The sequence below is a fragment of the Shinella sp. 838 genome (assembly GCF_029623935.1).
Classification (GTDB): domain Bacteria; phylum Pseudomonadota; class Alphaproteobacteria; order Rhizobiales; family Rhizobiaceae; genus Shinella.
Genome location: NZ_JARSBQ010000020.1, coordinates 1 through 11709 on the forward strand (window position 1 = coordinate 1; position 11709 = coordinate 11709).

General features: G+C 62.6%; 10 protein-coding genes. 7 read left to right on the plus strand and 3 right to left on the minus strand.

Features of this window, described 5'->3' with window-relative positions:
* Positions 1 to 684: 684 nt before the first annotated feature.
* The 7 genes from P9A16_RS32695 (at position 685) to P9A16_RS32725 (ending at position 7232) form a co-directional block, all read left to right on the plus strand.
* Complete coding sequence (locus P9A16_RS32695) at positions 685 to 1581, plus strand: LysR family transcriptional regulator (RefSeq protein ID WP_024270781.1); 897 nt, start codon at positions 685 to 687, stop codon at positions 1579 to 1581.
* Between the two features lie 104 nt (positions 1582 to 1685).
* Complete coding sequence (locus tag P9A16_RS32700; protein ID WP_082342635.1) at positions 1686 to 2489, plus strand: carbon-nitrogen hydrolase family protein; 804 nt, start codon at positions 1686 to 1688, stop codon at positions 2487 to 2489.
* 109 nt (positions 2490 to 2598) lie between these two features.
* Positions 2599 to 3261, plus strand: coding sequence for an RraA family protein (locus tag P9A16_RS32705; protein ID WP_023513742.1), 663 nt, complete (start codon positions 2599 to 2601; stop codon positions 3259 to 3261).
* Between the two features lie 58 nt (positions 3262 to 3319).
* A complete protein-coding gene (locus tag P9A16_RS32710) occupies positions 3320 to 4375 on the plus strand; it encodes an ABC transporter substrate-binding protein (RefSeq protein WP_278026398.1) in 1056 nt (351 codons plus the stop codon).
* Positions 4376 to 4495: 120 nt separating this feature from the next.
* Positions 4496 to 5569, plus strand: coding sequence for an ABC transporter ATP-binding protein (locus P9A16_RS32715; RefSeq protein WP_278026399.1), 1074 nt, complete (start codon positions 4496 to 4498; stop codon positions 5567 to 5569).
* Positions 5566 to 6426 (plus strand): ABC transporter permease, encoded by an 861-nt coding sequence (locus tag P9A16_RS32720; RefSeq protein WP_278026400.1) that lies wholly within the window; start codon positions 5566 to 5568, stop codon positions 6424 to 6426. The genes P9A16_RS32715 and P9A16_RS32720 overlap by 4 nt, the downstream gene beginning before the upstream one ends.
* An 11-nt stretch (positions 6427 to 6437) precedes the next feature.
* A complete protein-coding gene (locus tag P9A16_RS32725; protein ID WP_023512292.1) occupies positions 6438 to 7232 on the plus strand; it encodes an ABC transporter permease in 795 nt (264 codons plus the stop codon).
* Between the two features lie 109 nt (positions 7233 to 7341).
* Here P9A16_RS32725 and P9A16_RS32730 read toward each other — a convergent pair whose 3' ends face one another.
* The 3 genes from P9A16_RS32730 to P9A16_RS32740 all read right to left on the minus strand — a co-directional run bounded on the left by P9A16_RS32730 (position 7342) and on the right by P9A16_RS32740 (position 11690).
* A complete protein-coding gene (locus P9A16_RS32730; RefSeq protein ID WP_278026401.1) occupies positions 7342 to 8514 on the minus strand; it encodes a M20 aminoacylase family protein in 1173 nt (390 codons plus the stop codon).
* 30 nt (positions 8515 to 8544) lie between these two features.
* Positions 8545 to 9978 carry an aldehyde dehydrogenase gene (locus P9A16_RS32735; RefSeq protein ID WP_050745850.1) on the minus strand — a complete coding sequence of 478 codons (1434 nt, stop codon included), beginning with the start codon at positions 9976 to 9978 and terminating at the stop codon, positions 8545 to 8547.
* Between the two features lie 116 nt (positions 9979 to 10094).
* Positions 10095 to 11690 (minus strand): GMC family oxidoreductase, encoded by a 1596-nt coding sequence (locus P9A16_RS32740; protein WP_278026402.1) that lies wholly within the window; start codon positions 11688 to 11690, stop codon positions 10095 to 10097.
* Positions 11691 to 11709: the final 19 nt, after the last annotated feature.

An 11709-nucleotide genomic window follows, 5' to 3' on the forward strand; every position in this document is an offset into this window, starting at 1 on the left:
CAGGCTCAATTCTCACCAGCTCCATCAGGAAACCCTAGAGCGAGTTCGTCGGCCGCCAGAAGCGCCGCCGCTCTCGTTCGATGGCCGGGTTATAGGCCCACACTTTTGAACCGTCAACACCGGATTTCATAAAATCGCAAAAAAACGAGAATAATCCTGTGGCCAGGCAAATCGAACGCATCATCCCCGCAGAACGTTCCGATCGCGGTCTCGCAACGACAAGGAACTGTTTACAAGGATAGCCCGCGTTCCGAGGCCGAAATTCAAAGCATCAAGCGTTTGGGGATTCCCGCTCTGATCCGCAATGGCCGGTTGATTTCGCAACTGGGCGGGAGCTTGGCGGCCAAGCGCCCTAACGCGCGCCCGTGGTGAGGTCGTTCTCGCCTCTCTCAGCAAGCGGCTGCGTCCCGTCTCATCGGAACAGGAGCGACGTTACGCCCTGCTTCGACTGATCACGCTCAGCATTGCTGCCGACACTGGTTTCTGGATGGTATCGGTTCTGAGGGCGCACATGAATATTAGCACCCGTCTCCACGGAACGATCGACAATGAGCAAACGATCATCGACCTTAATGAAAAGGGCAGACCGGCTTGTTGTCGGGACAGGTGTCCGTTCCAAAGCCGTGGAAATCACCCACCAGCGTGTATATCGAGGGGACACGAAACTCCTGGGATGGACAGGCAATGAATCTGCGCTTCGTCGAAACATTTGTCTGGGTTGCACGGCTTGGAAGCTTCCGGGCCGCAGCCGACCGGCTGAACGCAACTCAGGCCGCCGTCTCCAACCGGATCGCGAGCCTCGAAGCGGAGATGGGCTGCGAGCTCTTCGAGCGAGTGCCGGGCGGGGTGCGGCTATCGACCATCGGGCAGCGCGCGATGCAGCCCGCCGAAGAGCTGTTGAAGGCCGCCACCAGTTTCAAGGTTGCGGTCGGCAGCCCGCAAAACCTACGCGCGACCGTGTCAATCGGCACCATCGATTCCATTGTGCATGCCTGGCTGCCGAACTTCATCGAGCGGGTGAAAGAACGCTTTCCCGCGCTCGGCCTCGACCTCAACGTGGATACATCACTGGCGATCGGCCGCGAGATCAGCGACAGGCGGCTCGATCTCGCACTGCTGATGGGGCCAGTGCTTACCCCGGGCCTCAAGAACATTGACCTCGGCACGATGGAATGCGCCTGGGTCGCGGCCCCTACCTTCCGGCTCGGTGGGCAGGAGTTGCGGCTGCAGGACCTTTCCGCCTATCCGGTGCTCACCTTCTCGCGCAACAGCGTGCCGCATATCTGGCTGCTGCGGCAGTTCGAGGAACTGGGTGTGCAGCCACCGGTCATTTCCAATTCCAACTCCCTTTCTGCCATGTTGCGGCTCGCCCAGGACGGCATTGGCATTGCATTGCTGCCTGTGCCCATGGTGGCACCTATGATCGCCAACGGCACGCTGGAGGAACTTGCGATCACGCCGAACTTCCCCGCCCTCAAGCTCCATGCCGTCTATGCGGATGATCCAGAAAATATAATTCCTTCAATGCTTTCGGTGATCGCCAGAGAAGCATCGCTCGACACAACAGGTATTACCGCCTAGCGCAATCACCACAAGTTTTTTCTATCGGGAGCGACAATTCTTTATCGTTTGTCATTCCCGTCATGAGGCTCGACGATGCCTTCGCTGAGACTTGGAGGACTTCGATGAAGATCAGTGTTGTGCAAATGAATTCCGGCTCCGACAAAGCCAAGAACCTTGATGACGCCGAGCGCATGGTGCGCGACGTGGTGGCCCAAGAGAAGCCAGACCTCGTCGTGCTGCCGGAATATTTCGCCTTTCTCGGCGAGGGACGCGATGCCGTGCACGGCAGCGGCGAAAGCTTCCCGGAAGGCAGCACCTATCAGCGCTTCGCCGCGCTTGCCAAGGAACTCAGCGTGACGCTGCATTGCGGCTCGATGGTCGAAAAGGCTGGCAACAACCACTACAATGCCTCGGTCGTCTTCGGTCCCGAAGGCAACGAGATCGCAAAATACCGCAAGATCCACCTCTTCGACGTAGACACGCCCGGCGGTGTCTCCTACCGAGAATCCGACACGATCGGCCGCGGTGAGGACGTGGTGACCTACAAGGTCGGCGACACGACCGTCGGCTGCGCCATCTGCTATGACATCCGCTTCCCCGAGCTCTTCCGGGCATTGCGCGACAGGGGCGCCGACGTCATCGTGCTTCCCGCCGCCTTCACGCTGATGACCGGCAAGGACCATTGGGAAGTGCTTGCCCGGGCCCGGGCTATCGAAACGCAGACCTACTTTGTCGCCGTCGGTCAGGCCGGCGCCCATGCAGACGGCAAGAAATGGTGCTGGGGCCATTCCATGGTCATCGATCCCTGGGGGCACATGGTTGCGCAGTGCTCGGACGGCGTTGGTGCCGCCACGGCCAAGCTTGACCTCAACCGTATCGGCGCCGTGCGCCGCGACGTTCCGGTCGCCCAGCACCACGTCCTCTAGGACATCCCAGCCCTCTGGGGCCGAAAACCCTTCTCTTTGTTTTATGCGGTTCCAAACGCAAAAGTGCCGCGCATTTTTCCCGGAGCCGCCTTGTGGAGCAATTCCTGTCATGTTCGTCGTCAATCCCATGCCGCAGCAAATCGCCCCGGCCCTCATCAGAAAGATGGAGCAGGTCGAGACCGCAACGGTCGGCCACTTCCTGCATTCCGGCTTCATGACCCGCGAGCTTCGCGCCGTATTGCCCGAAAAACGCATCGCCGGCACCGCGGTTACCGTGCGTCTGCCCCACGCCGATTCGACCATCCTGCACTACCTCACCAAACTGGTACGGCCGGGCGACTTCATCGTCGTCGATCGTTGCGGCGACGACAAGCATGCCTGCTGGGGCGGCGTCGTGACCCATTCCATGAAGCTTGGCGGCATTGTCGGCGCGGTCATCGACGGCCCGGCAACGGACTTTTCCGAGATCCGTCGGGTCGACTTACCGATGTGGTGCCGTGGCCCCTCGCCGATCACCACGAAGATTCTTGGCCTTGAAGGAGCAATCAACGTGCCTGTGTCGGTGGGTGGCCAGACAGTAAACCCGGGCGACGCCATCATTGCGGACGAGAGCGGCGTTCTTGTGCTTGAGCCCTCCAGGGCGGAATGGGCGGTGGACAAGGCAATCGGCATGCAGGAAAGCGAGCTCATCCTGCTCGAGCGACTGCGCAGCGGCGAAAAATTGCCCGACATTTCCGGCGCCACGAAAATCGTGGAAGCCTCGGCCGCTTGAAGCGGCTCAATGCGATAAAGAAAATGGGAACAATCGGTTCAAGAGCGGAGGAAAACTCATGACCGCAGTAAAAAACGCAACCCGCGCCGGCCTCACAGCGCTTACCATGGCTCTCGCCACATCCGTGGCGATGGCCGATACGGTGGTTCTGACCGCCTATTCCGGCATCTTCCAAGAAAACTACGTGAAGGCTGTCGTCGAGCCGTTCATGAAAGCCAACCCTGACATCACCGTGGAATTCTACGGCATGCCGAACTCCGCCCAGATGCTTGGCACACTGCGCGCACAGGCAAGCGCGCCGCAGATCGACATTGCCATCATGGACGTCTCAGTCGCCAAGGCCGCGACCGACGAAGACATCTTCGCGCCCATGGACGAAACAATCACGAAGCATCTTGCCGACCTCTACCCACAGGCGCGTTATGAAGGCGTCAACGCCGTCGGTGTCACCTTCGACAATCTCGTCCTGCTCTACAATACCGACAAGGTGAAACAGGCCCCAACCTCCTGGACCGCGCTGTGGGACGCGCAATATGCCAAACAGGTCTCCATTCCAGCCGTGCCTGACATCCAGGGCACGACACTGACCATCATCACCGACAAGATGGCCGGCGGCACGAACTATATCGAGAGCGTCGAGGCCGGCATCAAGCGGCTGGAAGAACTTGCTCCCCTCGTCCAGACTTGGGAACCGCGGCCCGATGTCTATCAGCCGATTTCCAGTGGTACGGCGGCGATCGGCATCGGCTGGAATGCCCGCGCGCAGGTCTATGCCGACCTCTCGGACGGCAAACTCGGTGTGGTTCTGCCTGAGGAAGGCAGTGGCTTCCAGATCAACGTGATCGGACTGGTCAAGGGCGGGCCCGCGAGCGAGAGCGCGAAGAAATTCATTGATTATGCGCTGAGTCCGGAAGCGCAAGCCGCCTTTACCGAGCAGATGTTCTACGCACCCACCAATTCCAAGGCCGCGGCTCTCATCTCGGAAAAGGCACTGAAGCGCACGGCTGCAGGCGCCATGGACAAGATGATCGACATCAATTGGCTCGAGGTCGCAAAGGTCCGAGACGCCATTACCGAGCAGTGGCGTCGCCGCGTCATTCCGCTCAGCCGCTGATGCCGACCTGAAGCGTTTCCGTCCTCTCGGGGCACGGAAGCGCTTCCTCTCTCTGTCTTTCCGCAGTTCCGCCCCTGGAAACAGCTTCGCTCCCTGCCGGAATTGCCCCAGGAGTTCCTCATGCCCACGACTTCCGCTCCCGACGAGCATCTCAGACTGGAAGGGATCGGCGTCAGCTTCGGCGCCGTCAACGTGATCCCTTCGCTCGATCTTTCCGTTCGCAAGGGCGAGATGGTCGCTTTCCTCGGCCCCTCGGGATGTGGAAAGACGACGACACTCCGGATCATCGCCGGCCTCAACAAACCCTCCCGGGGCAATATCATGGTGGGAGGGCGCGACATCACGCACCTTCCCATCCATGATCGCGACATGGGCATGGTCTTCCAGAGCTACGCTCTCTTCCCCCACCTGGATGTATCGCACAACGTCCAATTCGGGCTGCAGATGCGCAACGTCCCCTCCCGCGAGGCGCAAAAGCGGGCGGCGCAGGCGCTGGAGATGGTCCAGCTCGGGCACCTTGCCCATCGCAAGCCCAAGGAGCTGTCGGGCGGCCAGCAGCAGCGTGTGGCGCTCGCCCGCGCCCTCGTCATCGAACCGTCGATCCTGCTGCTTGACGAGCCGCTTTCCAACCTCGATGCCAAGCTGCGTGACGAGATGCGCGTGCAAATCCGCGCACTCCAGCAGCAGAGCGGCATCACCGCCGTGTTCGTCACCCATGATCAAGTCGAGGCGCTATCGATGTGCGACCGCGTGGTGGTCATGCGCGGCGGTCATGTCGAGCAGTTCGGCACGCCGACCGAAGTCTATGAACGCCCCGCAACGGCCTTCGTCGCCAATTTCGTCGGCCGCACAAACCGCCTCAAAGGCATGATCACAACGGAGAGCACGCTCTCGGGTGCAGGCCAGCAGCTCCGCTCTGCCACACGCCTGCCGGCAGGTCCTGTCGACATCCTCGTCCGACCGCACCGCATCCGCCTTGAGGAGACGGGTGAGGCCGACAACAAGGTCCAGGGCACGGTTTCAACCATCACCTTCGTCGGCGACCTCGTGGAGTACGGCGTCAGCGTCGGTGGCGAGGAGATCGTCGTCGAGGAGGCAACACGGCGAGGCCGCAGCCCACTTACAACAGGAGATAGCGTCACGCTCGGTTGGTCGGCCGAAGATACACTCATCTATCCGGCGGGTGAGAAATGAGCGCCGCCGCCCTGCCCCGCACCTGGCGCGACGACCAGCTCGCCGTCGTCCTGCTCCTCCCGATCGCACTCATCAATACCGTCGGCTTCATCCTGCCGGTGCTGAACCTCGCACGGTACTCCTTCAACAAGTCGCGCATCGGCGGCGGTATCGAGCAGGTCTTCACCTGGGAGAACTGGGCGGGCCTGCTCAGCGATCCCTTCTATCTCGAACTGATCATCAATTCCGTCTGGATCAGCCTCGCCATCACGCTGACGACCCTCGTCGCTTCCTACCCGATCGCACTCTACCTGCACCGTGCGTCCGGCTCTTGGCGAACCTTCCTTACCGTTCTCGTCATCTCGCCGCTGCTAACCTCCGCCGTGGTTCGCACCTATGGATGGATCGCGATCCTGACCGACGACGGCCCGGTGGTCAGCGCCATAAAAGCAATCGGCCTGCCGGCACCAAGCCTGATGTTCAACATCAAGGGCGTCTTCATCGGCCTTACCGAGATCCTCATGCCCTACATGATCCTGGCATTGATGGCCGGCTTCGGCCGGCTTGATCCGCGGGTCGAGGAAGCCGCGCGGACACTGGGTGCGACACCCGCCCGCACCTTCCGCAAGGTCATCCTGCCACTGACACTGCCCGGCATCGCACTTGGCTGCCTGCTCTGCTTTGTGCTCGCCGTCTCATCCTTCATCACACCAAAGCTGATGGGTGGTGGGCGGGTTTTCCTGCTAGCGACCGAAATCTACGACCAGGCGATCGTCACCCTGAACTGGCCGCTCGCCTCCACACTTTCGATCCTCGTGCTCGTCGTGTTCGGCGCCGCACTTTGGGCTTACTCCGCCGTATTGCGGCGTCTCGACTAGGAGGTAAAATCATGGAAATCCACAAGACCTCCTGGCCGATGCGCATCCTCGTCTTCGTGCTGTTCGTCTATCTTCTGGCGCCAGTCATTCTCGTCTTTCCGCTATCCTTCTCCGGCGATCAGGTTCTGCGCTTCCCACCGTCCTTCTGGTCGACGCGATGGTATTCGGCGCTCTTTGCGAACAGCCAGATGCTGAAAGCCTTTTGGACCAGCCTGTCGCTGGCGGCGATCGTCACGGCGCTCTCAATTGTCATCGCCGTACCGGCCGCCTGGGTGATGACCCGGCTGAAGTTCACAGGGAGGGATCTTCTTTTCAATATCTTCACCGCACCATTGCTGCTGCCCACCATTGTGCTCGGCCTCGCCATCCTCATCGTCTTCGCCTCCTTCGGGCTGCTGGCGACAATGCAAGGCCTCGTCTTCGCCCATCTTGTCGTGACACTGCCCTATGCCCTGCGTGTGCTCGCCGTTTCGCTCAGCACCCAGGACCGTGCCTGCGAGGAGGCCGCGCGCACGCTTGGTGCCAAACCGCTGACCGTGTTCTTTCGCGTCACCGTGCCGATGCTGAGGCCCGGCATCGTTGCGGCCGCCGCTCTTTGCTTTCTTGTCTCGTTTGATGAAGTGGTAATCACGCTCTTTCTCACCGGTCCACGCATCAGTACGCTTCCGGTCGAGCTCTACAACTATGTGTACAACCAAGCCGACCCGCTCGTGGCGGCCGCCTCCGCGCTACTGATCCTGCTGACGCTGACCGTGATCATGATCGTCGAGCGGGCGATGGGTCTTGGCAAGGCTTTCGTCAAATAGGAGACGGCGAACCCCACCATGAAGTCGCCTTCCACGGTAAACCAGCCTCGGCCCTCGTCCCTCGGCCGTCTTCGCTGAAGATCGGCTTGAGACGAAAACCGATAGGGCCTCAAATCCCGCCCGCATTCGCCAACGACACCAGCTCGATCCAATAGCTGACGCCGGCAGGAATGACGTCGTCGTTGAAATCGTATTTCGGATGGTGGAGGCCGGCGGTCTTGCCCTGGCCGAGGAAGATGTAGGCGCCGGGGCGCTTTTGCAGCATGAAGGCGAAGTCTTCGCTGCCCATCATCGGCGCCACGTCGCGATCGACATTCTGGGTGCCCGCCACCGCGGCGGCGGCGGCAAAGGCGATGTCGACATTGGCGTCCGCGTTCACGGTCACCGGGTAGTCGCGCAGATAGTGCAGCCGCGCGGTCGCCCCGAAGGTCCTCGCCGTCAGGTCCACCACCTCGCCGAGCCGCCGTTCCATCAGCTCCTGCACCGCACCGTTCAGCGTGCGCACCGTGCCCTTCAGCAGCGCGACGTTCGGGATGACATTGTCCGTGAAGCCGGCATTGAAGGCGCCGAAGGAGAGGACGGCGCTGTTCAGCGGATCGACATTGCGCGCGACGATCGAGTGGGCGGCGCTGACGATCTGCGCGCCCACGAGAATGGGATCGATGCAATCATGCGGGCGGGCGGCATGGCCGCCGCGGCCGTCGATCTCGATGCGGAAACGGTCGGCCGCGGCCATGATGGGGCCGGTGCGCATGCCGAAACTGCCGGCGGCAAGGCCCGGCATATTGTGCATGCCGTAGACCTGGGTGATGCCGAAGCGGTCCAGCAGCCCGTCCTTCACCATCTCGTTCGCGCCGCCGCCACCCTCTTCCGCAGGCTGGAAGATCACCGCGACGCTTCCGGCAAAGCGCCGTGTCGCGGCGAGGTATTTCGCGGCCCCGAGCAGCATCGCCGTATGCCCGTCATGGCCGCAGGCATGCATGAGGCCGGCGGTCTGCGAGGCATAGCTGCAGCCGGTCTCCTCCATGATCGGCAGCGCGTCCATGTCGGCCCGAAGGCCGATCACGGGTCCGCCGGCGCCGGCCGAGCCATGGATGAGACCGACGACACCCGTCCGCCCGATGCCGCTCAGCACCTGGTCGCAGCCGAATTCGGCAAGCTTCTCGGCGACGATGCCGGCCGTGCGGTGCACCTCGTACTGCAACTCCGGATGCCTATGGAAATCATGCCGCCACGCCACGATTTCCTCGAGCATCGGGGCGATGTCCTTGTTGAGCGGCATGGGCATAATCTCCGGATTTTTGGCTTGGGATCAGAAGCTGATCGTCTTGTGCTCGATGTAGTGGTTAATGCCCTCGGCGCCGAACTCGCGGCCGATGCCGCTCTGCTTGAAGCCGCCGAAGGGCGCCATCAGGTCGGCCGCCGCGCCGTTGATCGACAGGCCGCCGGTGCGCACCTTGCGGGCGATGTCGAGCGCGGCCGGCACGTCGCGAGTCCAGACGGAACCGGCGAGGCCGTATTCGGAATCGCCGGCGATCTCCACCGCCTCGTCGATGTCCCGGTAGCGGATGACGCTGACGACCGGGCCGAAGATTTCCTCGCGCGCGATCCGCATCGTGTTCGTCACGCCGGTGAAGACGGTCGGCCGGATGAAGGAGCCGTGGTTGATGCCATCGGGCATGCCATGGCCGCCGATCGCAACCGAAGCGCCCTCCTCGATACCGAGCGCGATATAGTCGTCCACCCGCTTGCGCTGGCGTTCGGAGACGAGCGGGCCGATGAAGGTCTGCTCCTCCGACGGATTGCCGACGACCATCTTGGAGACCTCGTCCACCATGGCATCGACGAAGCTGTCGTGCTGGCCCTCGGAGACCAGGATGCGCGTCTGCGCGACGCAGACCTGGCCATTGTTGGGGAAGGAGCGGTAACGCAGCGCGCTGACCGTGCTCTCGATATCGGCATCCGGCAGCACGATCGCCGCCGACTTGCCGCCGAGCTCCAGGCTGAAACGGGCGAGCCGGTCGCTGGCGATGTGCGCTATGCGCTTGCCGACGGCGCTCGACCCGGTGAAGCCGATCTTGTCGACGCCCGGATGGCTGACGAGATGTTCGCTGACTTCGCGGTCCGCCACAAGAATGCTGACCACGCCCTCCGGCACGCCGGCTTCGGCAAAGAGTTCGCCGAGGAACTGGCCGCTGAGCGCGGTTTCCGGCGCGAGCTTCAGGATGACCGTGCAGCCGGCCAGCAGCGCCGGATAGAGCTTGACGAGTGCCACCTGATGCGGCGCGTTCCACGGAATGACGGCGGCGACGACGCCGACCGGCGCGCGCATCCAGAGGGTCTTCGCTTCGGGAAAGCCATCCCGCGTCGCCTCCCAGGGATATTCTTCCGCCGCCTTGAAATAGGCGAGGCTCTGGTCGCGAATCAGCGTCTGGATGGCCCGCGTATACCAGAGCGGTGCGCCCATCTCGCGTGAGACGAACTGCGCGAATTCCTCCGCTTTCGCCTCGTAGAGATCGAAGAAGCGGCGCAGCACCGCGATGCGCTCGGCCGGCGTCAGGCGGGGCCAGGCGCCCTTGTCGAAAGCGTCGCGGGCCGTGGTCACAGCAAGGTCCACATCCGCCCGCGAGGCCAGCGGCGCCGAGCCGACGAGCGCGCCGTCATAGGGCGAACGGACCTCGATGCGCTCCGCGCCCAGTGGTTCCTGTCGACGGCCGCCAATGAAGTTTCCAGTGAAATGTACCATGTCGCGCTCAGCCTGTTCGAAGTTATAGGAAGGGTGTCTCGCCCACGCGCAGGCGCGGGCAAGGTGGAGGATTTCGGTGTCCGGACCGGTGGCCGGACTGTGGTGGGGTCAGATTGTCAGGGTTCTATAAGGTCTGAGGCCCTCTCACCGATCATGATCGATGTGGCATTGGTGTTGCCCGCAATGTGGCGCGGAAAGATCGAGGCATCGGCGACCCAGAGATTGTCGGCGCCGCGGACCTTGAGGTCCGGCGTCAGCACCGCGCGCGCGTCGATGCCCATGCGGCAGGTGCCCACCGGATGCAGGAAGGGCACGGTCGATTTGCGGATATAGGCCTCGTCGGCCGCCGCCCCCGCGCTCGGGTCCGGCACGTCGATGAGGTTGATGACCTGCGAACCGAAGGGCGCCGTCGAGGCGATCTTGCGCACCCAGGCAAGGCCGCGTTTCACGCCGTCGAAATCGTCCGGGTGGTCGAGCAGGCGCGGATAGATGGCCACCGGCGCCAGCGGGTCCTTCGAGCGAAGCTCCAGATGGCCCATGCTCTTGGGGTGGTTGATGTTGACGAGGATGGTCGTCAGCTTGCGGTTCGGAACCGTATAGCGGCCCTTCTTCTTCACCCAGCCGAAGGGGAAGAGGTGGAATTGCAGGTCGGGCTCTTCGAAGGACGGGTCGGATTTCAGGAAGGCGAGCACCTGCGCCGTCGGCACGCTCATGAAGCCCTTGCGCCGGAAGACCCATTCGGCAAGCGTCTTCACGCCGTTGATCGGCGTCGCCAGGCTGTTGGCCGTCGTCACATTCATCTCGGCCAGCACGTAAAGGCCGGGATGTTCCATGAGGTTGCGCCCGACATCCGGGCTTTCGACGAGAGGCTCGATGCCGTGGCGCTTCAATTGCGCCGGATCGCCGATGCCGGACAGCATCAGGATCTGCGGCGAGTTGATAGAGCCGGCCGACAGCACGACGCCCTTGCGCGCCTTGAAGGTGACGCGCGTTCCGTCCTTGATCGCCCGGATGCCGACGGCGCGACGGCCTTCGAAGAGGATGGTCTCGACGATCGTGCCGTCGACGAAGGTGAGGTCCGGATTGCCGAGCTTCGGCTTGATGAAGGCCTCCCAGGCAGAGTGCCGCTTGCCCTCGCGCGTCGAGCCCTGGTTCCAGGCGACGCCTTCATGGGAGGCGCCGTTGAGGTCTGGGTTGAGCGGCACGCCGGCGTTGACGAAACTGTCGAGGAAGGCCTCGGAGACCGGATGTTTCCAGCGCAGGGCCGAGACGCGCTGGGGGCCGAGGCCGCCGCGCAGCGCGTTGTCCTTGTCGTTGTCGGCCGTCTCCATCTTGCGGAAATAGGGCAGCACCGCATTCCAGCCCCAGCCCTTGTTGCCCATGGCTTCCCAGGCATCGTAGTCCTTCGCCGCGCCGCGGATGAAGATCATGCCGTTGATGGCGGAAGAACCGCCGGGCACGCGGCCGCGCGGCCATTTTTCCACCAGATTGTCGCGGGTCGGGTCCGGCTCGGTCTGGAAATCCCAGTCGTAGCGCTTGTTGCCGATCGTGTGCACGAGCGCTGCCGGAATATGGGTGAGGTTCAGGCGTTCCTTCTTGCCGGCCTCGACCAGCAGCACGGAATTCTTCTTTTCGAGAAGCCGGGCGGTCAGCGGGCAACCGGCGCTGCCCGATCCCACCACGATATAATCGAATTCTTTCAAGGCACTCATTCGCTATAGACCTCTTGCG

What these genes read in the sequence shown, in the direction of transcription:
- P9A16_RS32695 (WP_024270781.1), top strand. Translation starts at nt 685, where the DNA reads ATGAATCTGCGCTTCGTCGAAACATTTGTCTGGGTTGCACGGCTTGGA.
- P9A16_RS32700 (WP_082342635.1), top strand. Translation starts at nt 1,686, where the DNA reads ATGAAGATCAGTGTTGTGCAAATGAATTCCGGCTCCGACAAAGCCAAG.
- P9A16_RS32705 (WP_023513742.1), top strand. Translation starts at nt 2,599, where the DNA reads ATGTTCGTCGTCAATCCCATGCCGCAGCAAATCGCCCCGGCCCTCATC.
- P9A16_RS32710 (WP_278026398.1), top strand. Translation starts at nt 3,320, where the DNA reads ATGACCGCAGTAAAAAACGCAACCCGCGCCGGCCTCACAGCGCTTACC.
- P9A16_RS32715 (WP_278026399.1), top strand. Translation starts at nt 4,496, where the DNA reads ATGCCCACGACTTCCGCTCCCGACGAGCATCTCAGACTGGAAGGGATC.
- P9A16_RS32720 (WP_278026400.1), top strand. Translation starts at nt 5,566, where the DNA reads ATGAGCGCCGCCGCCCTGCCCCGCACCTGGCGCGACGACCAGCTCGCC.
- P9A16_RS32725 (WP_023512292.1), top strand. Translation starts at nt 6,438, where the DNA reads ATGGAAATCCACAAGACCTCCTGGCCGATGCGCATCCTCGTCTTCGTG.
- P9A16_RS32730 (WP_278026401.1), bottom strand. Translation starts at nt 8,514, where the DNA reads ATGCCGCTCAACAAGGACATCGCCCCGATGCTCGAGGAAATCGTGGCG.
- P9A16_RS32735 (WP_050745850.1), bottom strand. Translation starts at nt 9,978, where the DNA reads ATGGTACATTTCACTGGAAACTTCATTGGCGGCCGTCGACAGGAACCA.
- P9A16_RS32740 (WP_278026402.1), bottom strand. Translation starts at nt 11,690, where the DNA reads ATGAGTGCCTTGAAAGAATTCGATTATATCGTGGTGGGATCGGGCAGC.